Consider the following 26,902-nt stretch of genomic DNA (forward strand, 5'->3'; position numbering starts at 1 on the left):
AGCCCCAATGCCTCGATACGCGCGATACCGGCATGGATCGTTCGGGCATTTGACGAGCTGCCTCGACATGCAGTTTCTCGATTGCCCGCGCGGGGTAGACGCTCCAAGGAAGGTGCAGGAGATTTGGCGTTCTGGTGGACCAAATCGTATTCTCAATCGCGTGCTGTTGAGCCCGACCGTCTCGACAAGATTGCCGTTGTTGCCCATGCGCTGTCGGACGGAGTAGGGGAAGATTACAGTAAGGCACAAACGGAGCTTCAGACGAGGAACGAAGTCAGATACGGCGATCGCGCCGGGAGCAGGGGGCGGTAGCCGATCAGGTCGTCTGATAGTGGTGTAATGCGGCATGGCATGGCTTATTGTGACAAGCCCCAAGGGTTGATTATCTTCAGGCCAGCAGCTTCGAACGGGCTGGTGTCGCGCGTGGCAACTATCAGACCGCGGGCTGCGGCTGTGGCAGCGATGTAACCATCTGCCTTGCCAATGGCCTTACCGATCTTCCTCGCGCCAGCCATGAGGGTGGCATAGGCTTGCGACGCGCCCAGGTCAAACGAAAGAATCCGTCCCGTGAAGGCGGGCAACACCTCTTTTTCCAATCGATCCTGATAGGTCGTCCTGCGGTTGCCCTCTGGCATCGACGCCACGCCGAAGCGCAGCTCGGCAACCGTGATGGTCGAAATATAGAGGGTTTCGACCATTTGTGCATCGATCCAGGCAAGTACGCGGGAATCCGGCTTAATCTTCCACAACTCGGAAATGACATTGGTATCGAGAACAATCATTCGAAGCTCATCGGCTCGGCCGGCGTTTTGTCGCGAAGCTTGTTAAAACCTTCCGCCTCGCTGTCTGTCAGACCACCTGCTTCACGAGCAATGGAAGTCAGCAATGTACCGAGCTTCAGCCTGCCTTCTGGCTTGGCTGCCTGTTCTAGAATGCTTCGGATTTCGGCTTCGGCGCTCCGCCCGTGTAGGGCTGCTCGGACACGAATGGCGCGATGCACTTCATCGGGAACGTTGCGAATGGTGATGGAGGTCATGTTTGATATCCTCGTGAATGCTGGCATTGAATGCAAAATAGCAAATTGCAATCACATTTTCAACCAAACTCGTTCCAAACACTTCGAGGAGAGGGCGCTACGGTAAGTGACGCTACCCGTTTAGAGTAGCAAGCTGTAATTTCTCAAGCAGCACCGCATGGCGGTGGTCACGGCCGCGGCACTCCTTGCGCTCCTCGCATCGCTCTGGAACGGCCGCGATGAGATCCTCGTCATTGCGCTCTGGATCATCGTCATCGGCGCCGCCGCCACGGCGCTGCGCCGTGCAGCGAAGAGGCTCTCAATCGGGCGTCGAAGCGTTATGGGCTTCGATCCACGCCCCCGCGTGAGGGGCGACCTAAGAACGTCTTCACTGCTTTCGGCAATGTGGTCCGATAGGAAGTGCGATTTTGGGCGTCACGAGCCATTTGAAGCCCACAAATGTCATCGTCGAGCGGTTTTCCAAATGCAGAAGATACGGATAACTGATCGCTTGTAAACGTCTCCAATGCAGCTTGTCCGACGTTACTGTCTCCTGAAAGATCAGTGTTTCAGCTTCAACGGCCGCCGCCGGCAAACGTGGTGGATGACATGGCGTCACCCTGCGTCTCGCCGGATTTCGGCGTAAATTGTCTCAATCCGACCGGCCTCTGCGTCGCTGAGCGCCGAAAACTCCTTGTCGCGAGCCCGCTTTGACAGTCGCCCTTCGTTCTGGCGTAGGAAGCGGAACAAGAGGTCCAGCGAGCGATCGGGCATGTCGATCATTTGCTGCACTTCGATCTTGAACGCGTCATAGATGCGTAGGAATGCCGTCTCGGCCGGCAGATCCACATCGATCGTTCGGGCTACGCATTCGAACAGGAATTCGGCGTGCGGCGTTGCGTCGAAGTAGCGGTAGAAGTCTGCGGTGTGATTCAGCACCGCGACATTGCCACGATCCGTTGATTGCCAACGAACCAGCGGCAAAAGGCGGCGTGAGTAGCTTTCCAATACGGTTCGATAGGCATCGATGCGGTCCAGGATGACGGACGAGACCGGAAAGACGAGACCGGGAGGGTTGAACCCGCGCTCGGCGAGAACATGATGGATCAGATAGCGGTGCAGTCGACCGTTTCCGTCCTCGAAAGGGTGGATGTAGACGAAGCCGAAGGCGAGAGCCGCGGCAGCGAGAACAGGATCGAGGCGCTGTGCAGCGCCGCTGTCGAAAGAGGTCAGGCCGTCGATCAGCGAGGGTAGATCTTCATGTCGGGCGCTGACATGATCCGGGATCGGTGCGCCCGTCACGCGATCATGCTCGCCGATGAAGCCACCCTCGACGCGCAGGCCGAGATGGACGAAGCGCGCGTCGCCGATGACAATGCGCTGCAGCCGCTCCAGTTCGGCGCGGTCTATCGTCCGGCGGCCGGCTTCACCGATCACCTGGCCCCAGCGCTGGATGCGATCTTGCGGCGGATCTTCTCCCTCGATCTGGAAGCTCGAGCGTGAATCCTTGAGCAGCAGGAATGCAGCGGTGCGTGCAAGCAAGTCCGCCGGCACTTCGGCGATCAACTGCTGCGCTTCATCGCCAAGTCCGCGCGCAACGAACGCTTCGAGTGCGGGCGTACGGAAGATCATCGGGCAGAAGGCTGGCGTGCCGGGCAAATTGTTCTTCACCCGATGTCTTGTCGAACTCGTTCCGCCCACCGCGAATTGCCGCTTGGGATCGACGACAAGGGCATAGGTGCCCTGTGCCGCGTCGGGCAGATCGAGCCGTGTATCGAGCAGCCATTCGTAGAGAAACCACAGCCGCCGCGCATAGGCGCCGGTAGGCGCCGCGCGCACCAGGTTGGTGATCGGTACGGGACCTGTTTCCCGAAACATGGCTTTCAGAACCGCAAGATCTAGCCCTTCATAGCGCAGCGCGAAGGTCAGGTGTCCGGCAAGGTCATTGTCCGGCTGGTGGCGTGGGGTATAAATGTTCCAGCTCTCGGCCTGATAGACTTTGTGGCGTGGACCGATCGCGGACAGGGTGATTGGCACGGGCACGGGTAAATCAAAGGCATCGATGAGGGCCGCATAGCCGACAGGGATGGCGTCTTCCGGCATCCAGCGGCCGTGAAAAATGCTGACCGCGCCTGAAAACGGTTTTCTTTGTCCCTGCTCCATGAATCCTGATATCCGGTTCTGAAAATTAATTTCGGTGAGAAGCTCTCATGAAATTCGATCATCCGCAATGAATTTTGATGACAATGAGGCTAAATTTGCGAAGATTGATTCTGCGGGGCAGTGTAAGCCAGAAACTGTTCTACAAGCGGCTGATCGACCTGGCGGACGAACGCTACGACGAGCATTTGAGCGAGTTGGAGAAGAAACATGGATGATCTGGACAAGCTGATAAAGACGCTTCCCGAAGATGAACAGCGGGCAATCGCCGCCCGCACCGAGGAACTCGTCACCGCGCACAATCTGCGCGAATTGCGGGCGCTCGCCGGACGGACGCAGGAAGACGTTTCTGCGGCGACCGGGTTCAAGCAGACCACGTCTCAAGGCTGGAGAAGCGCGCCGACATGAAGCTTTCGACGCTTCGCGATTATGTCGAATCCCTCGGCGGCACGTTGAAGATCGTCGCGGACGTCGCGGGCAAGAAAGTCGATCTATTCAGCATCGCGGAGCGTTCCCGACACGGTTCCAAGGCCTGAGCGGGCCACCGGCGGGGGGAGGGGGCTACAGCCCGGCCGCCCTGGTGAGGTTTACCCGGAAGCGATCGCGTCGACGCTGGTAGCGGCGGGTCATTTCGGCGGAGGCATGGCCGAGCTGCTTTTGCACATAGCGCTCGTCGAGCTCGGCCGAGGAAGCAAGACCGGTGCGCAGCGAATGGCCGGAAAATTTCAGTCCGCGCTCGATTTCCGAAAGATCGCCGCGCACGCCGGCCGCCAGCGCTGTCTTTTTGACGAGACGCGCCACCTCCTGGTCGTTGAGCCGATCCGGTCCGACATCCTTGCCCTGGCCGCGGACGCGGCGGAAGAGGGGGCCCCTGGCAATCCGGGCAAACTTGATCCAGATTTCCACTGCCGTTACCGGACAGGTGCTGTGAGAGGATCCGCGGCCGATTTCGACCTCGCGCCAGCCGGTCTTGCCGCCGAGTGTGACGAGGAGGCCCTTGTCAAAAATCTCGATCCACCCGCGGCCGTCCTCCGTCTGGTCGCGCCCGGCATCCAAGCCGACGATTTCCGACCGCCTGAGGCCACCGGCGAACCCCAGCAGCAGTATGGCGCGGTCGCGCATGCCGCGCAGCGTTCCTCGCTCGAGCGTCTCCAGCATGGCGATCAGGTCCTCGGGCAGGATGGCTTCCTTCTGCCGGGGCGGGGCGGCGTGGGTGTTGCGGATGCCGGCCATCACGGTGGCGATGGCGCGATCCTTGCGATCGAGCGGCATCCCGCGTTGCGCGCAGTTCCAGCCGATGGCCGCGAGACGCCGCTCGATCGTCGACACCGAGTTCGGTTTCATCCCTCTTTGCGCGGTTCCCGAGGCGCAGGCGGTGATGTAGAGCCCGACGACCTGCGGGTCCGGGGGCGAGGGCGCGAGGTTGTGGCGCCGGCACCAGGCAGAAAAATGCCGCCAATCGGCAGCGTAGGCGCGCCGCGTGTTGGCCGAGCTTGCGGCCTCGACGTAGTCCCGCGCGGGATCGGCGAGTGTTTCCAGATGGGCCGGCAGAGCAGGGGAGGGCATGTCGGTCGGTGCGCGGCCCATTTCCAGGACGAGATCGACGATGTCGGGCAGGTCGTCGGCGACGGGCATGGCAGGCTCGACCGCGGTCTGCATCCCAGCTGAAGGTGCGCCATCCGCGGGCGTGCTCCGTGATCGGGGAGAGCCCGGCTGCGGGCCGTTTTCGGGATTGTCATCGTCGATTCGGGCCATTTCTCTATAAAGCGAAAAACGAACGATAAGGCAAGCTTATCGGGCGTCTTTTGTCCGCGACAAGGCGTGCGGTTTATGTCGATATCGCTGGCGGAAACTGCACATCTGGTTTACACTTACGCGCATGGATTTGCGCGCTCTCTCCGCTCCAACCACCGCTGCCTGGCCGCCCCACCTGCCTGCATGGGCGCTCTCGCGCGACCGCGACATCAGCGAAGCCGACGCTGCCTTCGCATCCGGTATAGCGCTGAAATCTTTAGATGATCTTATTCGTGCCGAACCCCCGTGGACCGGCTGCTGGCGTGATCGTCTTGCGCTCAAATCAGCGGCCGTTGCCGCCAAAATGGCCGGGCGCAGCGAAGAGGAACACGCCATACGGGACGCGGTTTTACTGACCGCCGCTGGTGACGATTCGGGGCCGGCCGGAAAGCTGTTTCTAACCACCAGAATGATGACGCGTCGCTCCGCGCCGATCACCACGTCATTCGTCAAAGAAGTCGCTGACCTTTTCAGCCTTGGCTGGGACGATGGTCTTGCCTCGGTCCCGGATCTGGTCGATACCGCCACTCAATCCGGGCGAGCGGCACCCCTCGCGGTGGCCGCGCTTATATCTGCCATCACGACCGTTCGCCCGGACGCCGAAGTGCTGGCGCTTGGGCTGGCTGAGATGGTCCTGGCGCACAAGTTGAAATGGCCGAAACCCGTACCGCTGCTATTGTCCGAGCGCTATGGACCGGCGTTTCGCACGATCGGCGGCAGAGGCCGTGTCCGGCCAGGAGAGCCGGCTTATCCGAAAGCGATCTGCCTGGCATTGGTCGAAGGCGTTGACGCCGCACTGCGCTCGGCGGTCGAGATCGACCGCCGCGCCACCCGGCTGCTGGCAGTCGTCCCAAAGCTGCGCACCAAGGGCGCCGAGACAGTGATCCGCAAGCTACTGAGCGAGGATGCCGTGCCGGCCTCTGTCCCCGGCAGCAACTTGTCGCGCTGGGCGGCCACCCGGCTGTTCGAGCGGCTTGAAAGCCTGGAAGCCGTGCGCGAGCTGTCTGGCCGCTCTGCCTTCCGGATGTTTGGGTTGTGATCATGGCCGGGTCACCTGCAGCCAGACCCTCCCGCCGCAAGGTGAACGCCGCAGACGGGCGCCTGTATGATCGCGAGCTTGAGGATCTGCCGCCGGAGATGCGGTGGCGCGAATGGATGATGCGGGTCGAGGCAGTGATCTTTGCATCAACAGAGCCGGTGTCCCGCGAGACGCTGGCACGTGTGGTCGGCAAGGACTGCAGCATTGATCTGCTCATCGACGATCTCATCGAGGAGCTACGAGACCGGCCCTACGAGCTGGTGTCGGTTGCCGGTGGCTGGCAGCACCGCACCCGGCCGCGCTTTGCCGAGACGATCCAGGCTTCTTCCGCGCCGACGCGGGGAGGGGCGGCGGCGCTGTCGGAGTTTGAGGCGATGGTGCTGGTGGCGGTGGGATATTTCCAGCCAGTCACGCGGAGCGAGTTATCGAAAATCTTCGGAAGGGAAGTTAGCCGCGATATCATTGCGGCGCTTCGTGGTGCCGGCTTCATCGGCTCCGGACCACGGAGCCCAACGCCCGGCGCGCCCTATACCTATGTGACGACGCTACACTTTCTCTCGGCATTCGGCATGGAAACGCTAGGCGATCTTCCTGATCGGGAGGCGTTGGAAGATGCTGGACTGATTCGCAGGAAAACCATCGAACCAGAAGAAAAAAATCTGACGAGTGACGACGACGATTTTTGAATTAGCTACGGCCGATGCTGGTGGGGCGTTGTCGGATATTGCGGCAAAAAAGGTACGAACGCTCCGGTAGAGATTTCTGCTACAAGGTAGTGTGCCTGCGCGTAAGTACACGCTTTGAGGCTGTTGCAATTTGAAAGTATGAGGTTGAATGGGAACGCGGGACGTCGGAGCAACCGGTGAGGGTCATTTTCTCGGTTGGTGCCAGCCGGAGGGGTTCAGAGCACAAAAGTCGCTTGTCGACCGGTTAGGATGGGACTTTCTGCTCGAGCGCGAGCCCATGCGTTCGGCCGATATGCCACTCGATCACTAGAATGACCTCCCGAAGTACCTTGTGCAGGTCAAATCAACCGATCGCCCAGGTGAGCCGCCCCGCATTAAGCTGTCTGCTCTCAAGCATCTTGTTGACAGCGATCTTCCGGCAGCGATCGCCGTTCTCGAATATGGAGGAAGGCGCGCGATCGCCTACCCGGGTCGTCATTGTTCCGATCGACGCGCAGATTATCTACAAGACACTGCGACGTGTAAGGAGTGAGGAAGCTCGGGGCAACCGTAAGATTCACAGAGTGACCGTTCCTGTACCAATGGAGCGTGCCATCGAGTTGGGCCCGGATGGCGAAGGCTTGTCTAATGCTCTTGACGGAATGCGTGGTGGGCCGTTTTCGAGCTATCTCGCATCCAAAATAGAGGAACGGCAGACGTGTGGTTTCGATGGTTCGATCACCGGTCACTTCCTCATTCCAGGTGAGGATGCCGAGGAGAAGGTCCATAGCCTTTTTCTGGGGAAGCGGCGGGAAGTTGATGTGGTCGATTTCACGGTCGAGCGTCGGCGGTTCGGGATCCCTCTTGAGAATGACACCGATTTCTTCCGCGAAGCCGTTCTTGAGTTTCATGCACCATCGTTGATGTCGGTGTTGATCGAACTTGAAGACTTGGAAGAGGGCACATGGACGAGGTTTCCGGTCGACATGTATGCCGTTCCTCCGTTCGTGGACGCGAGTCGGAAGGCCCCGACCCGCTTCGCGAACGCGTTTTTTGAAGTCACGCTCGACTTCGAGAAGGAATGGGCAGGCATCGTCTTCGACGACGACGGATCGCGGTCTGTCGACCTGAGCGAAGCGGTGACGATGATAGAAGTCGGTGCCATACTGGCCCGGTCAAAGAAACGGGTGAAAATCGAAATCGGCGGCGGAATGATGGAATTGCCTGCGGCCGAAGGAAACGAGGGACCTTTCCACAACTGGATACCGGTCGCCCCCATATTGCGTCGCATGGAGACAGCCATCGATAGATACGCGCCCTCCAAGAAGCCGCGGATCCAACTGTCGGAGTTCTATGATTGGATAGAGAAATATCAAAACTTACTCGCGCTTGGGTCGGTTTCCGGCGCAAACCTTTTTTTCCCACGATGGGAAGACGATACGCTCCTCGATGGTCAGGACGTGGTTCTTGCGCCTTTGACACTTCAATTGGCCGGCACGCAGTATACCGCCTTGATCGAAGTGCCGATCGAAACTGAAAGCCATGACACACACGAGATTAGAATCGTTGGTGGGCACCCACGCATAGTAGACGATATTGCCCGCGCCCCAGGCTCAAAAACGGCCGACTTCATAAATCGCGCCGTTGAGCTCTCTAAGCGCAATCGGAAGGTAAAGGGGCCCGCTCTGGTGCTTGGATCATTCGAATAATGGGAAGCAGGCTGAGTTCCGTCAGGTTAGATTTTCACTGGTTGTTACGAAACTGCCTGGGAGTGCGGCAAACGCTTCCGATGCCGCCTGAACATCGAGTGCGTACGATTTGAAAACCAAACGACGCTCGCCAAGATCAAACGATCTGGAATGCTCGACCATGGCATCAAACATCGCGTCACGTAGCGTATCGCCTTCAAGATAATCGTGGAGGAACTGAGCCGTCAGGTCAGGGCCGTTCCACAGGCATCGGGATGTCCAACCGACAGCCTTGATGTCGAGGCCGTTGTCTCCGGGTGTTGCAATAATGTTGGCACTGTTGACGATGCCCGTTTCGATCATATTTGCAAGTTCGGCCCAGCGTCGAACAGGATTTCCGCCGATCCTCAAACCAGAGAACATTCCGTTGCAGGAAACGACGCATGTAACGATCTTCTTGGAGGGCGCAACCTTCCAGCCAAGCCGGCGATAGAGCTCCACCTCATTGCCAAGCCGTGAGATCAGGCGTCTTGCGCGCGATAGCTGCTCGGCTCCCTTGTTCACTCCCTTGAAGGAAGTCCGCAACTCATGCGGATTGCAAGGCAACAAGGAATGCTTGCACTCGAAGATGAACAGGAACTCGCCGAAGCGGAAGATCGCATCCAGCTCAATCTTTTCACCATCGATTTCGGTCTCATATTCCCCGCGCACAAGTTCCGATTTCTTCTGGAGGAGCGACGCCAGCGCCCTCGAGGCGGTATCGTGGCCGATATCTTGGATGACGCGATTTTTGTTCAGAAACGCAAGGTTTCGATACCAATTTGTCATGCCAGCGAGGTGCATAGGTGCTGCGTAAAAATTGCCTGCTTCAATGATGGGTCTATATTGCATGTCGTACATGCTTTTGGATCCCGTTTTCCAAACCAGACAATCGAGGATCGGGGTGACTTTGTCCTCCCCAACGCTCAGGCCGATGATCTGGCGCAGTATATCCTTTCGGAAGACGGGGACCAGGGAGCGGTAAGCGATATCGGGATCGTTCGGCAGGAGGGGGCTGAGCTGCCGCGAGGCCAACCGAGCGAGAAAAAGGAATAACCGAAACACGCGCGACAGATCCAGAATGGAGACTCCTGGAAGAGCTTCGAAACGGCGAAGTTCGTTCCAATCTATGATTTCGCTCGTCAATATAGCCCGGATGTATGATTCCTCTTCGACCGTTGCGGCTTCGTTCGCAAACATGTCACGAATAGGTGGAATGTCGGGAATGTGAAAGGTGTAGCGACTGATGGGATGATCAACACGCCGGGCGACGAAATCCTCCCCTCCGTCAAAGAATGCGTCGGCTAGGTCAAACACCGAGGTTGCTCCGCCATTGCGAGCAAGCTGTTGCTCCAGGCGAGTCCTGTTATGGGCCTGTTCGTTCTGCATGTAGCCGAGCCGCGTGCTCTTCTCGAGCTCTGGGAAGGGAGCGGTGATCAAGAAGTTGGTGCCGTGGACTTCGCAACGATAATCGAACGCGTCAATCATGATCTCCGCATCGCAAAAGACGCGGATTTTTGCCGCTTTTATCAATAGCTTGTCGAAGACGCCGCGCTTGATCTTCGTTTCCGACATCATACTGAAATGCTTTTGCTCGATCCCAAAGTCGCGATCGAGGCAATAGATTATGTAAGAAGCACCTTCGGCCAATTCTTCCGCAGAATAATGACCCAGCAACATGCTATTTTTGGCTTGGTCACCCTGATGACCGAGCATGAAAAGGGCATCTACGCGCGCGAGCAAAGATTTCAGCGTTGTGTCCCGGTTCCGCCTCAAGAAATCGCGAAGTGACTCGTCCGCCTTTCGTACCGAACCGGAAAGGGTCGCAAGAGCTTGCAATGAGGCGAGATACGCTCGGGTGGATTGGCTAAGATCAAGCTCATCAGCCGACCGCTGGAGCTCCTTCACAACATCATGTATACCGGTAACTCGATACCGGTATTTGGATGGACGCAGCGCGCCAGACTCGCCGATCGACTCGCGGGTGACCACCTCGTTACACAGCAGACCAAGATAGAGCCAGTTTACGGCTTCTGTCGACCGTCCGTCGACCAGCGCCATGTGCGCCAGGTCACCGACTTGGGAAAGGTCCCGGCTCAGGCCGCCCGCGAGGGCTGCACTATCTGTTGCCCTGAGTATGGGACGCCAATCACGCGTCTCGTCTAGGTTCGGAAAAACTGAACGAAGTTTAGCTTTAAGGTTTCGCTGACGTGGCAACTGATGCGAGTCCTTTGATTCGATCGGATATTTTAGCTTTTCACGTGCCATATTTCAGCGGGGTCTGAAGCGTTTCTCTGTACTGTCTTCCGACAGCGTCACATCTGCCTCCAGGCTGCAACTTTTCCTAGAGCATCTTCCTCTATTGCTGCGTTCTGAAGCCAGAGGTCAATTGTGGTGATCGTGCCCTTGTCGAAGAAAAGCTGCGAATTCTTCGATATGGGCCAACGCTCTCTTATCCAGCCGTGAAGCTTTCCAACTTATCTCCAATGCGAAATAGCACATTAAGGAGCGCATAGGGCTTAAGGCGCGGCCTGAACTCTTCTTCCTGTTTCCGGCGATGAAGTGCGTTGATCGGGAATTCCCTCTGTGAGCCGCCGAGTACAAAATGCTCGTGTTTTGAGAAACTCCAATATCTGCAAACCACAGATAGCTTTCGGTTTTTTGGCGCTCATAAAGCGGCTATGTATGTGACGAATACATCTTGCAGGTTGCGATGGAGCGTTTTTGCATTAGGTCAGGGGACGTGGGATGGGGCTCTATAACAAGTGGTGTGACGCCACCAAAAACAAGGACAAGCGTAAGCGCTACTGGACCTATGTCGAGAAGCACGGTGGTCGCGACGATATTCGCGATGATCTCGCGGAGACGATTCGCTCGCATTATGGTCGGCTCGAACTCATCGCCGAGGACGTGAAGCGGCTCGGCTACAAGGTCGCTGCTAAGATCCTCAGTGAATCGATGCCGCAAACCGTGAAGGGCCGCTCTGGCGATCTAGGAGAAATTCTGGCAACTGAACTGGTCGAGGAAGAGATCGGGCTTCGCGTGCCCGTACGCCGCCTTCGTTATAAGGACGGACGCAACATGGCTATGCGTGGCGACGATTTCATCGGCGCGGGGTACGATAAGGCCGGCGAGAAGCTCTGGCTACTGAAAGGCGAAGCCAAGAGCAATAAGTCCCTCGGAAAGTCGACCGTGACCAGCGCCCGCAAGGTGCTTGATCGTGATAACGGCCGCTGCACGCCAGATTCCTTACTGTTCGTCGCCAACCGGCTGCTGGAGAGCAACGATGCGGACGACAATGCGCTTGGCCGAAGCCTCCGTGACGAGGTGGGCCTGAAATCCCTCCGTGCGGATCGTATCGACCACATGCTCTTCACGATCTCGGGCAATGGACCTCACGCCTCATTGAAGGATGATCTGGACGCTACCGGCACCAATCGTGACCATTACGTTGTGAATATTCACGTCGCAGATCACCAGGACTTCATCGCGGCCATCTACAAAAAGGCGGAAGATCTTGGAGACGAATGACGAACTGGGCACATTTTTGGCGGCTGCAACTGTCGACGGGATACTTGGAGGCCTCCTCGACCGTGGCGCTGCCTGGTCGCTGATGCGGGAGCAGGGCGTCCTGCCAGCCAACGCGCCGCCACTTGGCGCGACAATCGAAACTGATCTCGGCGAACACGGCTTCGCGTTACTTCGAGCAGCGATGGCCTTGCGCGCAAGGGCGGGATCTTCGGATTTGACCAATAAGGCGTTCGAGCGGGCTGCCAACGCGTTCGAAGCTCTTGTTCGCAATGGCAATCCGGCGTCTCCCGATCGCGGCTTCCGTCGCACCATTGCAGCTGCCGCCTACCATCTCGCAGGGTTCTCTGCTGTTGCTTATTCGCTTTTCAACGAGACGGCCGACGATCTCAATGCCTCGCCGGGCGAATTGGCGATACGACACCTGATCCTGCGCGATCTCGGCCAATTGCGCGGCTTTGTTCGCGATTGGCTTGATGACGAGGCCCACGGCGATACGCAAGTCGCTGAAGCGTTAAGGGGCGAGGAGCCCGACATCGATGACGCGCTATCGACGATTCTGAACACGACGATTTGCAGAGCGTTGGCGCATTTTGATTTTGCGCTTGAGACGGGTGAAGCGGAGCCTATTGAAAAAGCGCGAGCCCTGCTCGACACTACGGTCAGATTGGCGGACAACGCGGAGAATGTCCCCTTGTGGTGGATGTCAAACCTCTGCCGGCATCTCATCGATGACCTCTGGCAGCATTCCCTGCACCAGAACCTCCCCACGGAGCCGCCTGAGGGAACGGAGGAAAAATATCCGGATCTGCGCCGGTTGTTCATCTCGTCGCTGTATGCGCGAAGGACCTCCGAGGTCGAGCTATGGCCTTCACAGCGTGAAGCGGCCCGGCGTTCCACCGATGTTACGGACGATTTGGTCGTGGCCTTGCCGACCAGCGCTGGTAAAACACGAGTGGCGGAGCTCGCCGCGCTGATGACACTTTCTTCATCTCGGCGGGTGCTGATCGTCACACCATTGCGCGCCCTGTCTGCACAGACGGAGCGATCGTTCAGAAAAACTTTTGCGCCGCTAGGTTTCAGCGTTTCCTCCCTCTACGGCGCCAGTGGCCTTTCGGTCGGTGACGAAGACGCACTGCGCTCGCGCGAGATCATTATCGCCACTCCCGAGAAGCTCGACTTTGCGCTCAGAAGCGATCCATCCCTGATCGACGATGTCGGCCTGATCGTCCTTGATGAGGGCCACATGATCGGTCCTAGCGAGCGCGAGATCCGCTACGAAACATTGGTCCAGCGTCTCCTTCGGCGCGCGGATGCGGTAGAGCGTCGCATAGTCTGCCTTTCTGCAATTTTGCCGAGCGGCCACGAGCTCGACGATCTGACAGCGTGGATACGATCCGACGAACCGGGCGAACCGGTGCGTTCAGATTGGCGTCCGACGCGTCAGCGGTTCGGCGCGCTCACCTGGCGTGGCAAAGACGCGTTGCTGCGGCTGGACCTGGACGAAAACGGCCCCTTCCTCGACAAATTCGTGGTTGAAAAACCGGCACGAGGTCAGGAAAGGAAGCCCTACCCTCGCAAGAATTCGCACTTGACCTTGTTCGCTGCATGGGAATTCGCCGGCCAGGGCAAGCGGACCCTGGTCTTTTCCACCCAGGCCAATTGGGTCGAGAGCTATGGCAAGCAGGTCGTCAACCTTTGCAGACGCGGTTATCTAACTTCGCTGCTGGACGACCAAGCGTCGATTGCTCGCGCTCTGGAGGTCGGCAAGGAGTGGCTGGGCGACGACCATCCCGCCGTCGCGTGCTTGAAAGTGGGCGTTGCCATTCATCACGGCCGGTTGCCAAGCCCTTTCCTACGCGAGCTTGAGGCCCTGCTGTCCGAAGGTGTGCTGAAAGTCATCGTTGCGTCCCCGACGCTATCGCAGGGTCTCAACCTGAACGCCGCTGTGCTGTTGGTGCCGGTCTTGTACAGGGCGTCCGAAAAGATCAAGGGTGAGGAGTTCGCAAATGTCGCCGGCCGTGCCGGCCGCGCTTTTGTCGATGTCGAAGGTCTCATTGTTCATGTCATGTTCGATAAGATCGATTGGCGGAAGAAGGAGTGGCGAAAGCTCGTTGCCTCCGCCAAGGCGCGGACGCTGAAGAGCGGCCTCATTCAGATCGTCGCCGAGATTCTTGAGCGGCTGTCGCGTGAGGGTGTTCTGGATCGCGATGACGCGTGGGAATATCTCGCCAATGCCCGCGAGGCTTGGCGATCGCCTGAGGAAGAAGCAGCAGTTGCCGAGCGCCTCGCGGTCGGCGTCGACTATGACGCCGACGGCGACGACGATGAAGAGGGCGGTGCTGAAGAGGAAGACACCATCGATGAGGAGCCGCTCTCGCAAATTGTCGAACGCCTTGACGCGACCGTCTTCGGGCTGATCGAAGCGCTTGATGCCGATCGCGCCGATCTGCCGAAGCTGTTGGACGAAGCGCTAAAGGGATCGCTTTGGGCCCGACAGATCGCCCGTGAGGACGAAGACGTCGCACCTCTGCACAAGAAGGTCTTTGAGGCACGTGCGGATCTCATTTGGAAAACCACCACACCACAAGCGCGGCGTGGGCATTTTGCGATGGGTGTTGGTCTTGAAGCCGGCCTCGCGATCGATGCGATGGCCGGCGACTTGGCCGCCCTGCTTGATCGTGCCGATAGTGCGGCGCTTGGCGGAGATGTCGATGAGCTCGTTGACTCCCTGGCCGGACTCGGCGAGCGCCTGCTGTTCATACGCCCATTCATTCCAGACAAGACGAATGCCCTTCCGGCGAACTGGAAATCCATCTTACGCAGCTGGGTGTCTGGCGCGGATGTCGCCAAGATCGGACCGCAAAATATGAGGGCGGTCGAGGAGGCATTCACCTATCGCCTAGTTTGGGCGCTGGAAGCGATCCGCACCCGCCGCATGGCGCTCGGGTGGTCGCCAGAGACGGTTGCCGGCGGTGCAGCAGCATCGGTTGAGACCGGCGTCCCGCAGTTCATGATGTCGATGCTGATCCGTGCAGGTTTGCCATCACGGCGCGCGGCTATGGCGGCAATCGGGGACGCCGAGCCTGTTTTTGTGGCCCCCGCAGAAATGCGTGCTTGGCTCGAATCTGACGAGATCACCGCCTTCACGGACGCCGGCAACTGGCCGACGCCGGAGACGGCGGCACTTTGGGCACGGTTTCGAACCGAGGCGCTTAGCGGCGGCATCCAGAAATGGTCAGTCGAACACTACAGCCGTTTACTGGATGCCCCAACTGCCCCGCCCGCCGGTCTCTATCGGATCGTCACCGACGAGGGCGATGGACGTACCTGGCTGACGACACCAGATTATCAGCGGGTCGCAGCGTTCAAGAAACCTGCTGTCGATCCAAAGCCGAGCCTTTTTTCAGGCCGATTGCCCGGCAATACGAGGTTGGTGGAAGCCTTGCGCGTCGGGCGCGGAAAACTCCGCTGGCCGAAGGCCGACGCGTAGGAAATGCGGTGATGGTGATTTATTCCGGGATCGGTGGCCAACGATGCGCCCGCTGCGGCTACCGAGCTCGACTGGTCTCCGCCACCACTAACGTGTTGGATACGGAGACGCGTCATGGCAGATGACATTTATGGTCTCCTCGCGGGCATCCTGCAGGGGATGACCCATGCGCAGCTGAGCGATGAACCGCATCGGGTGGCTGGCCTGATCGTTGAAAGCGGGGAAGGCCTGTCAAAACGACAGCGCATCGATCTGGCGCTGGCAGATCTTTCAGAAGAGGAATTGGCTGGCATCGCCTTGAAGCTTGCTGCTCATCGTAGCGACACCGCCCTTGATGAAGTGGCCCGCGCGATACTTGAGGCCGGCGACCCTCCGCTTTCCCAGATAACGCGGCGAGATATCGCGCGTGCCCTCGGAGATGATTTCGCCGGCGAACGGTCCACCGTTGACATAGTCGGACGCTATTTTCCTTTGTCTTCGCCCATTGAAGATTTTCTCGGAAGCAATGGCCGAAGCCTACGCGACCAGATCGATCGCCATATGGACCAAAACCCAGGCGACTGGTCGGTGGAGCACCTGTTTGGTCAAATTGGTGCGCTCAGCTGCTCCAGGGCAAGGTTTGGCGCCTTGCTCGAAGAAGCTGTCCACCCTCTCTCCCGGTCGGGAGATGTGCAGGCCACGACAGTCGCAGTTCTCAACAAAATTCTCGCGCGCGACGGCTACGAGCTGACGCAAGAAAGCGAACTCTCCGGCCATCCGATCTTCGGTTTTCGAGCCATCGTTCGCGGCGTCGGTGGTCGGCCGAAAAACTTGATTTTTGCCTCGCGGGGCGTGAAGCCTGAGATCGGCTTCGCAGACGCCATCAACAACGACATCGTCATTCTGTCCGGAGAAGAAAGCTGCTTGATTTATGATCGGCCGATCGGCTCGAACGGCCTTCTGTGGTCCGAGCTCGTCTCATGGTGGAGCGAAGTTGCATCAGGCGCGAATGCCGCACAACTCGGTGCGCGGCTTCGGGAGTCGCTTGACTCTGACGCGGAAAAAACGCTTTTTGCCACCTATTTTAAAGCCTATCGAGCTGCGCTTGGCGTAGCGCTACCCGCGCTTCTCCCTCAGGTCTATCTTCATTACGATCCAGCGGTCGTGAAAACCCTGCGCCACCGTTTACCTATTCCGCGGCAGCGCATGGACTTTCTGCTTCTGCTTCCGGGGCGGCAACGCATCGTGATCGAGGTGGATGGCAAACATCACTTTTCGGAAAACGACCGCCCGTCTTTGAAGGTCTATGCCGATATGGTGTCCGCCGACCGTGAACTACGCTTGTCTGGATATGAGGTTTACCGGTTCGGTGCCAATGAACTCGTTGGGAACGGCGCTGAGCAGAGGATTACCGGCTTCTTCGACAAGCTCTTTCGACTGCATGGCGTCAATAACTGAGGTGCTCGTCAACCAGCTTCATACCTGAGGCGGGGTTCAGATCAGCGATACGCACCTGTGGGTCCGTCGATGAGGAGGCCAGTCGTCTGTCCTTTTCCGTTTTGTCCGTGGGGCGAGGCCATCTTGGATACGCGCGTCCTGGCGCAAATGGAGCAGTTCGCTGCTGAATGCAGGATGAGGAGATCTCAATGATCCCGCAGCGAGCATCATCATCTAATCGGTAGTATGAAGGTATCGAGCCATCGGCTTCAATCAGATCATTATGGATGGCAATCGCCGGCTTACTGCTCAGCGAGTCTTGCGATCATTGACAGCGGCCTATCGGCTGTGTTTATCTGTCCGCAGTCCGAGGACAGAGGACGCGGCGTCTAACCATGAAAAGCCAGGATATTGTCGTCCTACTCAAGCTGATGAGCTTGGAGGACGACGAGAAGATGAGAGTCCAGCTTCCGGCAGGACATAGTCCTCCAGCGGGAGAAGATGCCTATTCCGTGCGCGGCCTCGAGGCGGCACTCGGGATAAGCAAAACAGAAATCAGCGCGTCGATCAATCGCAGCCTGTCATCGGGTATTGCGATCAAAGACAGGAAAACTGGTCGGCCCAAACCCAACCGGCGGCAACTGCGCGAATTCATCGTCCATGGATTGAAGTTCGTCTTTCCCGCAAAACTTGGTGCTATGCAACGCGGTTTGCCGACCGCATTTGCGGCTCCTGTTCTTCGCGGTTCTCTTCACAGCGCAGGAAGTCTTATCAGCGTCTGGCCCTATGCGCGCGGGCACGAAATGGGGCAGTCCGTCGAGCCGCTGTTCAAAAGCGTGCCGGAGGCGGCCGAAAAGGACGAACGCCTTTACGCCTATCTCGCCCTCATCGACGCCGTCCGCCTCGGCAATCAACGTGAAGCTAACCTCGCGGCAAACCTTCTTCAGGAGCGGTTTGGATGACGGTTCAGGGCAAGTTGAAGGAGATGTTGAACGCGGTCGCTGTGGCGCTTGGCGACGATCTTCGCAGCCGCCTAGTCTTCGTAGGCGGCTGCACGACCGCGCTCTATATTACCGATCCGATCACGCTCGAAGGCGTCAGGGCCACAGACGACGTCGACCTGATTGTCGATCTCGCCGGCTTCGCGGCGTGGGCGGAGCTGATGGAAACGCTGCGTCAGCGCGGTTTCGCCGAGGCGCCGGACGAGAACGTTCTCTGCCGGATGAAGCTTGGCGATCTCAAAGTTGATTTCATGCCTGCCGATCCAGCTGTCCTCGGCTTTAGCAACCAGTGGTACGGGCGTGGAATTGAGACGGCTGTACCGGCAGCCCTGGACGACGGTCTCGAAATCCGCTGTCTCACTGCACCCTTGTTCATCGCGACTAAGCTGGAAGCCTATCGCGGTCGCGGTGGAGGCGATCTCATCGGTAGCCGCGATGCCGAAGATATCCTCCTCTTGGTCGACGGGCGCGAAGAACTCGGCGATGAAATCGCTGAGGCCGACGCCGACATCAAAGCCTATATCGCCGAGCAGATTGGCGGAGTCCTTGGTGATCCCAACCTCGATCATTTCCTGCAAGGCAATATTCGTGGCCCCACGGGTCGTGCCGACATCGTCTACGATCGCCTGGAGGCGATAGCTAAGCTGGGCGGCGTCTGAGATGCCCTTTGCGATTCAATGGAATAGCCATCAGGGAACGCGAACCGACGACAACCGGGACCACGCCGCTATCGCGATCCGCGGTGATTCCGTGTTGGTGCTTGTCCTCGACGGGTCGACAACTGGACCGGTAAGCGGCGCATTTGCGCGCGAATAGCGGGCCGCATGTTGGATTGGTTCGTGAATGGAGCGGCGGTCACCGCCGAGAGCCTAACCGGGCAGCTTCGCGCGACGCATGCCGCGCTCGCCGAAAACTTCAAGGGCGATTCAGCAAGCTATGTAATTTTGTACGCTGAGCCTGAGCGCCCGGTCTTCGTCTCGCACGCCGGTGATTGCATCGTTGGCCGTCCCAGAATCGGATGGAAACATAGATTGGCTCTCGCAGCCGCATACACTCGCAAACGCTCTCTCGGCCGTTCCCCACGATGTGATCGCAAAGGAACCCTCGCGTCATTTCCTAACACGAAACTTCCGTTCACGGTCGTTCATGACGCCGGACTTTGCCCCCATCGAACTGGACGGGTTCTGGGCCGAACTTGATCCGATAGCCAAAGGCGCATTCCTTGAAGGTCGCTTCTCTACGGCCGAACCCGAGCGTGATGATCAGAGTGTCCTCTCCCTAACGCGAGCGTCGACGGGATCTTTGATAGATATTACAGGCGTCCACGATCCGGAGAGCATCCAGGTGAGACATGCCTGAAGCTTGCGACAACGTTGGTAGCCTCCAAGTAAGCTCTTGCGTTTACGACCGCTCCTCGTCCTCAAGACATGGAAAAGGCAATAAGCACGATTCACAAAGCAAAGGGACTTAAATTCGGCGGCGTCATCGTGATGCCTTGTGATGCTAAAACTTTCCGGACACACCTAAGGCGCGCTGCCTGCTATACGCAGGCCTAAGCCGCCCGAACAAGCGGCTGTTGCTCGTAGCCTCTACTGGAACACCCAGTCCGCTCCTGTTGACCTAATGTACACCGGCCTATGCACAGTGATATCAGTTTTGACTGGGGTCACCGTTAAGCCAATCGGTTGGGACGAGTGCGCGATCTTCCCGCCACTCTTCGATAAGCTCAACGCCGTCAATATCGCCCCAAACGTCCTCATCGGCATGGTCGAGAACGATGACTTGAAGTCGTCCTTGGGAGCCTACAGCCTCGGAACCAAGAAGGGAGAACACCTTTCGAACGGCGGCAACGTCCTGATCTCGCCACGGCACCAGTTCGATAGATTCCTCGGCGGCCCGTTTCGGAAAGTAAACTTGGCTTGGTTGGTCAAACACAAGCATGCTTGGGACGGCATGGTGTGGTTCGCCCAGAAAGAACCGCTGTAACGCGAGCATTAAGGCGACGTGATAGGCAAGCCAGTTCGCGCCGCTTCCAATTTCCCAGAGATAGTCCTCGCGTGTCCCCCGTAGAACCTTCACCGTCAGATCTTCGATTATCAGGCGCAGAGGTGCGTCTGGCCATTCGGCATCAAGTCGAGGGACCATGCGATTTGCGAAGTTTGCGACACGGTCGAGAGCATTTCCAAGCTTCCGCCGGATATCTGCCTCCGATACCGTCTGTTGGAGAAGAGAAATTTGCGTCCTCAAGCCGTCGATCTCTTGCCTCAGATCCGACGACTGGTCCGCTCGGTCGTAGAGGTGCAACGCCTGCTGTAGGCGACCGAGAAACCGTTCGATCTGGTCAAAGCGGCTTGCCTCCGCTTGTGTCCTCTCAGAATCCTTCTCCAGGTCTGAAATTTCAGCGCGGATGGCGTTCAACTGGTCCAGGGTTGTCTCAGCGGCGGCGCGAAGCCGAAAGATCTCCTTATCGAGTGTGTTTGAAAGAGTCGGATGCGTGCGCAATCTTAATTCCAGGCCATCAAGATTGTCGCAAAGCGCCAAAACCTTCTCGCGGCCTCCCTCGCCGAGTGAAACGATCGGATCTGTGACATCGGTCGAAAGGCCCCTAAGCCAATCCGCTAGTCCGATCCGATCCCGCTGGATCCGCATGGCGTCACCGTAGGCTTCACTGCTTTCCACCAAACGTCGCATCTCGTTCAGCCTCTGGCGGTGCTCGCTGAGCTGCCCGGCTATCTCGGTCTCCTCTGCGCGCAAGTCGGCAAGACGCGCCAACGTAACGTCGATCCCTGGCAAGTTGGGACGCGCCGATCTCCCATTGGACATTGCGATCGGACGGAGAAGATCGATGATGTCCGGCCATTCCTTTGGAAGCTGCGTGTCGGCGGGCAGAATTCCGAGCTCGATTGCTTGGCGTAACCAGCCGAGTGCTTCGGCTTTCCAAGCGTTGTTGGCGGAATCGATCGTTTTGAGTTCGGTTTCCTTGCGACGCAGCGAGCGCTGAAGGCGATCCAGCTCGAAACGGGCTTGCAGCACGGTTGCTGTGACGGCTCCCAGAACATAGGGAAAGATCGTTTTAAGCTTTTCGCGATGCTCCGTCGTGTCGGCCTTGAAGAACATCACATCAGGGTTCGCTACGATGTTTTGTGGTTGGAATGAGAACGCCATCAGGTCACGAAAGCTCGGCCGCGACTTATAACCGCCCTCGGCGTTCGGCTCGAACTCCAGGTCGGTCAGTCCGGACAAGCGATTCAAGGCACGCTTGACGGTGTCGACGTTCGTGGTTTTCTCAGCGATCTCCACTGGAACATCCACCACCTCTCCCTCGAGGAACACCATGTCTCCTGTCGATTGCTGGTCGCCTGGCTCGCGACGAGCGAGAAGCTTCTGGCCTTCGATCGTATCGACGAGAACGCCAAACCAGCTGCAGTTTTCTCTGATCACACCAACGGGGATGGTGCATTTATCCGAGCCAAGGCAGTAGTCGATGATCGGAACGACCGCCGACTTGCCGGTTTTAGAAGCTCCGCTGATGACATTCACAATACCAGGTTTGAAATCGACAACGCGAGGCTCACCACCGCGGCGAGGCCAAAGAATGAGCTTGATGATCTGAAAATACATTAGAATTCTACCTGCAATGTGCTCACGATCTGCGCTGCGGTCAGCTGGGAAAACCAGAGCCCCAGCTTTTCGGATCCATTCCCTATGTCTTTGATACGTTCTGGAACCACCGGTCGGCGCGGTTTGCTTTCGAGATCATTGGCGCGCAGCTTTCCATCTGCGTAGTCAATCGATAATAGTTTGGTGCCGACGCCAAGACTGACTGATTGCAAACTCAGATTGCGAAGGAGCAGGGTGCGGTCGTGAATGGCAAGGAGTTTTTCCCGCTCTTTTCCAAGCTTCGCGCCGAACAGGGCCAAGCCGGAGCTTTTCTGCGTCGCGATCAGTGTTTGTAGCGTCTCTCTGTGCAAGACAATCGGAAGAACAAGGAAAGCCAGTGCAAACGAAACGGGCCGTTCGTCGCTGAGTTGATGGCCCAGGCCGAAACGCCAGATTGAATAGGCACCGAGCCCCGGATTTTGAACGATCTTAAGATCGGTCATTGTGCTGTTAGGCGGAGCAGTCATTCTTCTGCCTCTAGAAGTACGGAGAAGTCCGGGTGCCAGCCCAGGCGACGGCTCTCAGAAAGCGCGTTGAATGACCCATGCACGAAATGCCCTGGAACCGCGCGGCCTTCAAACGGTGGTTGGAGTGAGGCGCATCGTCGGTACACTATTCGCCCGCGCGTCTGACCATTGTGCTCCGCGTGTGTGTCCGAGATCTCGCCGGCGATGAATTGATAGCGTCCGATCAGGTCTTCGTCCCAATCGCGTAGATTGGCCTCAAAGATAAGTCCACTTTCGCCCCACTTGGAAATATCTGCTGCTGTGCGGAGATAATCGCTCACAGCCCTGACACGACCTTCTGCCGGAATATCGATAAGCTCGAGCTGGCGCACAAAGGTCGGCCTCGACTGCAACACCTCCGTCACAGCTTCGCTGGATGGATGGTCTGTCAGTGACGACAGAAAGCCCGGAAGGTTGTTCTTTTGTATGAAGGCTCGAAGCTCTGCGCGGAAACGATCCGCATCTATTTTCGCGGGGAGTCCGGCGCGGATCATCCGGTCCGCGGCTTCTTTCGCGGCGCCGATGGCGCGCTCGCAGATCAGATCGACGATCAACGGGGACACCGTCGGCTTGAAGATTTCGCGGAGCGGGTCTACTGGATCGTCGTCCTCGCTGATGACGCGCAGGCGGCTCACGAGCATTCGACGATGTTCAGGATCCGCTTCTAAAAAACGCGCGACGAGTTGCTTGCAGGCAGGCTTCTTCTTCAAGCCAGTGAGGCTTGCTTTAATGGACTCGACAGCAATATCGACCTGATCGCCAGTTCTGGCATCGTGCAGCAGTTTTGCAATCTCACCAAATCTGGCGGGCGTCACATAGAGGCGGTATTGGACGGTAGTCGTGTCGAGCTCGCCTGCCTCAAGAAAGTCGAGCCAATTACTCAGAGTTTTCCAAAGATCCTCGGCCCAATCGGAGAGGGGATTTTGCTTCGTTGCACTTTTACATTGTTCAACAATAGTTGTGCCGTCCGCTTGGTGGACGGCAACATCGTCCAGCACTTCGAGCGACACCATCGCGCCATCCGGGCATTTCAGAAGATAGTAACATAGCCGTACGGGCTGTAGCGCGTAGCCCAAATACTGGCCAGCCGCTGTGTGTTTAGAAATTTGGCTGCGTGCACCCATGAACTCCCCGCGCCCTCTAAGTAATCAAGAGGTTAGAAGGCATATTGATAGTGATGGACGATTGCTGACTTTTCAAGCTAAGATTGTGCGTCGTGTATGATGGTCGCCAGTAAGCCTAAGCGACTGTCGCTTGGCACTTAATTGGGCTGAGCCGCTGGCGTTGCACATATCGACAGTGCAAACGGCAAACATTCACCGACCCGATCCCGGAGATTGCCTCGCCCTACGCCCGCAGGACAACGAGGGTCGCCAATATAGTTGGCCTGCTGGGTCACAGCACAGGCGGGCGGCCCGGAGAGCGCTTGATGAGACAGCTTGGGATGCCGATCAGCGACGACACCATCCTTCGGCACTTGAAGCGCAATGCTTCACAGGTCGATGACGAACCCCCGGCACGGATCATCGGTATCGATGACTGGAGTTGGAGGAAATCGTGGCGCTACGGCACGATCATCGTTGATCTCGAACGCCGAAAGGTCATGGACATTTTCGAAGACCGGAGCGTGGCGAGCGTTGCACAATGGTTGAAGCGGCATCCCTCTATTGAGATCGTCAGCGGAGATCGATGCGGGCTTTACGCGCAAGCTGCTCGTGAGGGCGCGCCACAAGCGTCTCAGGTGGCGGATCGCTTTCATCTCATGCAGAATCTGCGTCTTGCAATCGAGGAACAGATAAGCCTCTCCGGCCGAGCTACAGGCAGGGCATTGCTGCCAGACCAGGACATCGAGATGGAATCATGACGATCGTGCTTTGCATGAGCAGGCCCCTGAAACGCCCTGGCGCAATCAGCTTCGCCAGGCACATCGGCAATCCCGGAAGGAGGTGTTCGAGACGGTGCACGCCTTGAGCAAAGAAGGCCTGACCTGCTCGGAAATTGCGCGTCGGACGGGATATGGCCGACGCAGCATCGCGAAATGGCTGACTTTCGAAATCCCGCCCGACCGACGCAGGGGCGCGCTGCAGCCGACATCTCCTCTATACTTCGAAACCTTTCTCACCCAGTGTTGGAAGGACGGCAACCGCCGTGGGCGGCATCTGTTTCAGAACATCAAGCACCGCGGATACACTGGCAGCTTTTCCAATCTTGAACGCCTCCTGGCAACCTGGCGCCGCGCGGAGAGGCCGGAAGCGGATAAGGATAAGGGTGATGCAGCGCCGGCTTGGATTGGGCTCGCCGACAGAACATATGACAATGCGCCTGTGCGTGATCCGCACACTGGTCATTTGATCTCACCGGTTGTCGCCGCTACTCTTTGCATAAAGCCGCGCGGTGCACTCACCATCAATCAGGCACGGAAAGTCGATGCCCTCAAGCAGGGGTCTCGAACATTTGCTGTTTTGCGCAGCTTCTCCATGCGATTTCGCGTAATATTTCATAGCCGAACTTCGGCGAAGCTTGAAGATTGGATTCATGATGCCATTCATTCGGGCCTCGCTTTCCTGGCCCGGTTTGCCCGCGTTCTTCGCCGCGATATCGAGGCCGTCTGTAACGCCATCGACCTGTCCTGGAGCAATGGTCAGGCGGAAGGTCAGATCAACCGACTGAAGACTATCAAGCGCGCAATGTATGGCCGAGCGGGTCCAGAGCTTCTCAGAGCGAGGATGATGCCAATCAAATCGGCCGATCTCCACACAAAGTGAGGAAGACCAATTAAATGCCCGTTCTCAAATTAAGTGACCGAGTAACAGCATGAGATCGTTGACTCGGGATTCTCGAAATTAAATGGAAAGTGACACATGCTGATAAAGTCGCTTGGACGAATGCCATGACCGCGGGCACGATCGGCGAGGTTGTCGATTACATCGCTGGTCAGCCGCACATGCGTCTACCGGACACTGTGGAGGAAGCGGAGAAAAGGCTGGCTGATGCTGGCCCTGAACCGATCGAAGGGGAGTCTCGGCGGGTCACTAGGCTGCGGAAGCTTCGCGCCGTTCCCTACATTGAGCTGATAGCTCTCGATCGGTTCATCGACGGGCACACGCCCTTCGCGACAAAGCACGGCGTCATGCAAGCCTGCACAAGAGTACGATCGCGTGTTACCGAAACGGCAGTTCCGGAGTTCATCGAGGCACAGGAAGAAGCACTTTTCCTGGAGGAATCGATCGGCATCACCACGGTCCCGGCGCAGCCGGCGAAGGCGATCGAACGCGTGCATGCCAAGATCTGGCATACGGGACGTTCTGGTCTCCCTCGACATTACCATCGTGGACTATGATGATCTTCGTTCGGGGGTCATATTCCACTGGGGAAGCGCGCTTGATCAATAAGCTTCCGCACCGCACTTGAACCGGTGCGGATCGCCGCACCTCTGTCTGAGGCTCGGCGATTCGCACGTAGAGGAGGCCAAAGCCAAAACGAGACTGGTAATTTGATCGTGATTTCCGCGACTTACTGTGTATCGGTTAACTGGTCCACGGTTCGTATCCTTTCAAGGCGATGAGAGATCAATTTCCGGAGAATGTTTGTGTTTCGGATTGGGTGGGACTTAGTCGCGCCTGTTAGATACTCTCCTCCCTGGTCGCGCTTTGGAATTGGCTCGAACACACGAAGTCCATCACTGCCCGAAGAGCGGCAGAGCAGTGAGAACGTTCGGGCGCATAGAGATAGGCGGGCCAGGTGCGATGGTTCCACTCCGGGAGTATCTCCACGAGTCGCCCTGACCTGAGATGCTCCTCGACCATGAAGTCTAGCAGCCTGACGATTCCGAAATCCGAGAACGCGGCTGCCAGCAGGGACGGGGCATCGTTGACGGTGACGTTGCAGTCTGGTGCGATCGAGTGCTCGGTTCCATCCGCCTTCAGGAAGTTCCAGGAATGCGGCCGTCCCGTCACATCATCGATCAGCCGAATGCATCGATATTCCTCATGCAGCTCCTGGGGAGTTGACGGCATCCCATATCGTGCAACATAGGTGTTGCTGGCGCAGGTTATTATTCGGCTGTCGAGGACATGCCTCTTGCACAGGCCGGGATGCTCAGGCTCCCCAAATCGTGCCGCAAGATCGAACCCTTCGGCTAGAAGATTGTCAACACGGTCCCGTATTAAAAGATCGACCTTCAACTTTGGGTGTAGCTCTGTCAGACGCTTCAGTGAGGGTATGAGTAAGAAGGTGCCGAAGGCAGAATCGGAGCTGATCCGCAACCGACCGCGCAATTCATCTGGACGAGCCGATGAGACCGCTTCGTCCAGCTTTTCGAGTAGCGGCACTACCTCCTCTAAGAAGGAACGCCCCTCGTCAGTCAGCTTCAACGCCCTACTGTTCCGGTCGAACAGCCGCGTTCCAATTCGCTCTTCAAGCCTGGAGATTGATTTCCCTATTCCGGATCGCGACAGTCCCACCCGTTCAGCAGCAAGAGCGTATCCGCCAGCCTCTGCAACGGCAACAAAAACCGTCATGCCACTGATTAGCCTTCCATCAATCATGACTCTATCCCGCTGTCATTTGCTGATGCGCAGCTTTTTTGACGGTTCGTTTGGAGAGCTGCAGCCGCATGCCTTAGTTACCGAAGGTGGATGAAGGTTCGGCACTCACTATCCCTCCGCGCCTATCCCCGCTCCCGGATATACCTAACTATCGGAGCGATGAACTCGGGGTTTTCCCAAGTGGCGTAGCGCTCTCGGAGAAGACGCTGCGCATCGGCATCCGAATAGTCCTTGCTTCGTGCGATCTCACGGGCGGATTGAAAGTAAGCAAGTACCGCCTCAGGGATTTCGACGCCACCAAGGTTTCCATGGCCCGGGACGATCAGACGTGGCCGCAATTTGACTATGTCG

The 26,902-nt window shown here is 57.8% G+C and carries 20 protein-coding genes and 2 pseudogenes; 12 read left to right on the forward strand and 10 right to left on the reverse strand.

Features of this window, described 5'->3' with window-relative positions; translation table 11 throughout:
- Positions 1-356: 356 nt before the first annotated feature.
- The 3 genes from DUT91_RS21185 to DUT91_RS21200 all read right to left on the reverse strand — a co-directional run bounded on the left by DUT91_RS21185 (position 357) and on the right by DUT91_RS21200 (position 3,178).
- On the reverse strand, positions 357-782 hold the full coding sequence (locus tag DUT91_RS21185) for a type II toxin-antitoxin system VapC family toxin (RefSeq protein ID WP_114442475.1): 426 nt from the start codon (positions 780-782) through the stop codon (positions 357-359).
- On the reverse strand, positions 779-1,036 hold the full coding sequence (locus DUT91_RS21190; protein ID WP_114442476.1) for a FitA-like ribbon-helix-helix domain-containing protein: 258 nt from the start codon (positions 1,034-1,036) through the stop codon (positions 779-781). Before DUT91_RS21190 ends, DUT91_RS21185 begins: the two co-directional genes overlap by 4 nt.
- Positions 1,037-1,630: 594 nt before the next feature.
- On the reverse strand, positions 1,631-3,178 hold the full coding sequence (locus DUT91_RS21200; RefSeq protein WP_114442478.1) for a Fic family protein: 1,548 nt from the start codon (positions 3,176-3,178) through the stop codon (positions 1,631-1,633).
- 207 nt (positions 3,179-3,385) lie between these two features.
- On the opposite strand from DUT91_RS21200, the gene DUT91_RS26820 reads away from it, so the two are divergent.
- Both DUT91_RS26820 and DUT91_RS27210 read left to right on the forward strand, forming a co-directional pair.
- On the forward strand, positions 3,386-3,583 hold the full coding sequence (locus DUT91_RS26820; RefSeq protein ID WP_245419861.1) for a hypothetical protein: 198 nt from the start codon (positions 3,386-3,388) through the stop codon (positions 3,581-3,583).
- A complete protein-coding gene (locus DUT91_RS27210) occupies positions 3,580-3,711 on the forward strand; it encodes a hypothetical protein (protein ID WP_281032633.1) in 132 nt (43 codons plus the stop codon). The genes DUT91_RS26820 and DUT91_RS27210 overlap by 4 nt, the downstream gene beginning before the upstream one ends.
- Before the next feature lie 25 nt (positions 3,712-3,736).
- Here DUT91_RS27210 and DUT91_RS21210 read toward each other — a convergent pair whose 3' ends face one another.
- Positions 3,737-4,810 (reverse strand): tyrosine-type recombinase/integrase, encoded by a 1,074-nt coding sequence (locus DUT91_RS21210; RefSeq protein WP_425373831.1) that lies wholly within the window; start codon positions 4,808-4,810, stop codon positions 3,737-3,739.
- Positions 4,811-5,054: 244 nt separating this feature from the next.
- Between DUT91_RS21210 and DUT91_RS21215 the strand changes: the two genes are divergently transcribed.
- The 3 genes from DUT91_RS21215 (at position 5,055) to DUT91_RS21225 (ending at position 8,382) form a co-directional block, all read left to right on the forward strand.
- Positions 5,055-6,008, forward strand: a complete 954-nt coding sequence (locus DUT91_RS21215) for a DUF1403 family protein (protein WP_114442480.1) — start codon at positions 5,055-5,057, stop codon at positions 6,006-6,008.
- A gap of 2 nt (positions 6,009-6,010) precedes the next feature.
- On the forward strand, positions 6,011-6,694 hold the full coding sequence (gene scpB, locus DUT91_RS21220; RefSeq protein WP_114442481.1) for an SMC-Scp complex subunit ScpB: 684 nt from the start codon (positions 6,011-6,013) through the stop codon (positions 6,692-6,694).
- 401 nt (positions 6,695-7,095) lie between these two features.
- Positions 7,096-8,382, forward strand: coding sequence for a hypothetical protein (locus DUT91_RS21225; protein ID WP_147272231.1), 1,287 nt, complete (start codon positions 7,096-7,098; stop codon positions 8,380-8,382).
- Between the two features lie 21 nt (positions 8,383-8,403).
- Here DUT91_RS21225 and DUT91_RS21230 read toward each other — a convergent pair whose 3' ends face one another.
- Entirely contained in the window at positions 8,404-10,668 is a 2,265-nt protein-coding gene (locus DUT91_RS21230) for a hypothetical protein (RefSeq protein ID WP_147272232.1), read from the reverse strand.
- 480 nt (positions 10,669-11,148) lie between these two features.
- Between DUT91_RS21230 and DUT91_RS21240 the strand changes: the two genes are divergently transcribed.
- The 5 genes from DUT91_RS21240 to DUT91_RS21260 all read left to right on the forward strand — a co-directional run bounded on the left by DUT91_RS21240 (position 11,149) and on the right by DUT91_RS21260 (position 18,497).
- Positions 11,149-11,931: a HamA C-terminal domain-containing protein gene (locus DUT91_RS21240; protein ID WP_114442485.1), complete on the forward strand. Its 783-nt coding sequence runs from the start codon at positions 11,149-11,151 to the stop codon at positions 11,929-11,931.
- The gene (locus DUT91_RS21245) at positions 11,918-15,421 is read left to right on the forward strand and encodes a DEAD/DEAH box helicase (protein ID WP_114442486.1); all 3,504 of its coding nucleotides are present in this window, start codon (positions 11,918-11,920) and stop codon (positions 15,419-15,421) included. The genes DUT91_RS21240 and DUT91_RS21245 overlap by 14 nt, the downstream gene beginning before the upstream one ends.
- A 114-nt stretch (positions 15,422-15,535) precedes the next feature.
- On the forward strand, positions 15,536-16,858 hold the full coding sequence (locus DUT91_RS21250) for an AbiJ-related protein (RefSeq protein ID WP_114442487.1): 1,323 nt from the start codon (positions 15,536-15,538) through the stop codon (positions 16,856-16,858).
- 374 nt (positions 16,859-17,232) lie between these two features.
- Entirely contained in the window at positions 17,233-17,799 is a 567-nt protein-coding gene (locus DUT91_RS21255) for a hypothetical protein (protein WP_114442488.1), read from the forward strand.
- Positions 17,796-18,497 carry a hypothetical protein gene (locus DUT91_RS21260; RefSeq protein ID WP_114442489.1) on the forward strand — a complete coding sequence of 234 codons (702 nt, stop codon included), beginning with the start codon at positions 17,796-17,798 and terminating at the stop codon, positions 18,495-18,497. The genes DUT91_RS21255 and DUT91_RS21260 overlap by 4 nt, the downstream gene beginning before the upstream one ends.
- A gap of 991 nt (positions 18,498-19,488) precedes the next feature.
- On the opposite strand, the gene DUT91_RS21270 is transcribed toward DUT91_RS21260, so the two are convergent.
- Genes DUT91_RS21270 through DUT91_RS21280 form a run of 3 tightly spaced genes read right to left on the reverse strand, consistent with a single transcriptional unit; the run spans position 19,489 to position 23,017 of the window.
- Positions 19,489-21,459 (reverse strand): DUF3732 domain-containing protein, encoded by a 1,971-nt coding sequence (locus tag DUT91_RS21270; RefSeq protein ID WP_114442491.1) that lies wholly within the window; start codon positions 21,457-21,459, stop codon positions 19,489-19,491.
- On the reverse strand, positions 21,459-21,941 hold the full coding sequence (locus DUT91_RS21275; RefSeq protein ID WP_114442492.1) for a three component ABC system middle component: 483 nt from the start codon (positions 21,939-21,941) through the stop codon (positions 21,459-21,461). The genes DUT91_RS21270 and DUT91_RS21275 overlap by 1 nt, the downstream gene beginning before the upstream one ends.
- A 20-nt stretch (positions 21,942-21,961) precedes the next feature.
- Entirely contained in the window at positions 21,962-23,017 is a 1,056-nt protein-coding gene (locus DUT91_RS21280) for an ABC-three component system protein (protein WP_114442493.1), read from the reverse strand.
- A gap of 257 nt (positions 23,018-23,274) precedes the next feature.
- On the opposite strand from DUT91_RS21280, the pseudogene DUT91_RS21285 reads away from it, so the two are divergent.
- Positions 23,275-24,769: pseudogene (locus tag DUT91_RS21285) on the forward strand (ISL3 family transposase); the annotation flags it as partial.
- Between the two features lie 125 nt (positions 24,770-24,894).
- On the forward strand, positions 24,895-25,344 hold the full coding sequence (locus tag DUT91_RS26260; RefSeq protein WP_200835041.1) for a hypothetical protein: 450 nt from the start codon (positions 24,895-24,897) through the stop codon (positions 25,342-25,344).
- A 283-nt stretch (positions 25,345-25,627) separates the two neighbouring features.
- Here the strand turns inward: DUT91_RS26260 and DUT91_RS21295 are convergent, their stop codons facing one another.
- Both DUT91_RS21295 and DUT91_RS26430 read right to left on the reverse strand, forming a co-directional pair.
- Positions 25,628-26,551, reverse strand: coding sequence for a LysR family transcriptional regulator (locus DUT91_RS21295; protein ID WP_114442494.1), 924 nt, complete (start codon positions 26,549-26,551; stop codon positions 25,628-25,630).
- A 122-nt stretch (positions 26,552-26,673) separates the two neighbouring features.
- Positions 26,674-26,902: pseudogene (locus DUT91_RS26430) on the reverse strand (MBL fold metallo-hydrolase); the annotation flags it as partial.

Source organism: Paramesorhizobium salinisoli (assembly GCF_003335045.1).
In the GTDB taxonomy this organism is placed as follows: Bacteria; Pseudomonadota; Alphaproteobacteria; order Rhizobiales; family Rhizobiaceae; genus Paramesorhizobium; species Paramesorhizobium salinisoli.

Excerpts from the sequence above, each read along its gene's own strand:
- DUT91_RS21185 (WP_114442475.1), bottom strand. The coding sequence starts at position 782 with ATGATTGTTCTCGATACCAATGTCATTTCCGAGTTGTGGAAGATTAAG.
- DUT91_RS21190 (WP_114442476.1), bottom strand. The coding sequence starts at position 1,036 with ATGACCTCCATCACCATTCGCAACGTTCCCGATGAAGTGCATCGCGCC.
- DUT91_RS21200 (WP_114442478.1), bottom strand. The coding sequence starts at position 3,178 with ATGGAGCAGGGACAAAGAAAACCGTTTTCAGGCGCGGTCAGCATTTTT.
- DUT91_RS26820 (WP_245419861.1), top strand. The coding sequence starts at position 3,386 with ATGGATGATCTGGACAAGCTGATAAAGACGCTTCCCGAAGATGAACAG.
- DUT91_RS27210 (WP_281032633.1), top strand. The coding sequence starts at position 3,580 with ATGAAGCTTTCGACGCTTCGCGATTATGTCGAATCCCTCGGCGGCACG.
- DUT91_RS21210 (WP_425373831.1), bottom strand. The coding sequence starts at position 4,810 with ATGCCCGTCGCCGACGACCTGCCCGACATCGTCGATCTCGTCCTGGAA.
- DUT91_RS21215 (WP_114442480.1), top strand. The coding sequence starts at position 5,055 with ATGGATTTGCGCGCTCTCTCCGCTCCAACCACCGCTGCCTGGCCGCCC.
- scpB (WP_114442481.1), top strand. The coding sequence starts at position 6,011 with ATGGCCGGGTCACCTGCAGCCAGACCCTCCCGCCGCAAGGTGAACGCC.
- DUT91_RS21230 (WP_147272232.1), bottom strand. The coding sequence starts at position 10,668 with ATGGCACGTGAAAAGCTAAAATATCCGATCGAATCAAAGGACTCGCAT.
- DUT91_RS21240 (WP_114442485.1), top strand. The coding sequence starts at position 11,149 with ATGGGGCTCTATAACAAGTGGTGTGACGCCACCAAAAACAAGGACAAG.
- DUT91_RS21250 (WP_114442487.1), top strand. The coding sequence starts at position 15,536 with ATGGCAGATGACATTTATGGTCTCCTCGCGGGCATCCTGCAGGGGATG.
- DUT91_RS21255 (WP_114442488.1), top strand. The coding sequence starts at position 17,233 with ATGAAAAGCCAGGATATTGTCGTCCTACTCAAGCTGATGAGCTTGGAG.
- DUT91_RS21260 (WP_114442489.1), top strand. The coding sequence starts at position 17,796 with ATGACGGTTCAGGGCAAGTTGAAGGAGATGTTGAACGCGGTCGCTGTG.
- DUT91_RS21270 (WP_114442491.1), bottom strand. The coding sequence starts at position 21,459 with ATGTATTTTCAGATCATCAAGCTCATTCTTTGGCCTCGCCGCGGTGGT.
- DUT91_RS21275 (WP_114442492.1), bottom strand. The coding sequence starts at position 21,941 with ATGACCGATCTTAAGATCGTTCAAAATCCGGGGCTCGGTGCCTATTCA.
- DUT91_RS21280 (WP_114442493.1), bottom strand. The coding sequence starts at position 23,017 with ATGGTGTCGCTCGAAGTGCTGGACGATGTTGCCGTCCACCAAGCGGAC.
- DUT91_RS26260 (WP_200835041.1), top strand. The coding sequence starts at position 24,895 with ATGACCGCGGGCACGATCGGCGAGGTTGTCGATTACATCGCTGGTCAG.
- DUT91_RS21295 (WP_114442494.1), bottom strand. The coding sequence starts at position 26,551 with ATGATTGATGGAAGGCTAATCAGTGGCATGACGGTTTTTGTTGCCGTT.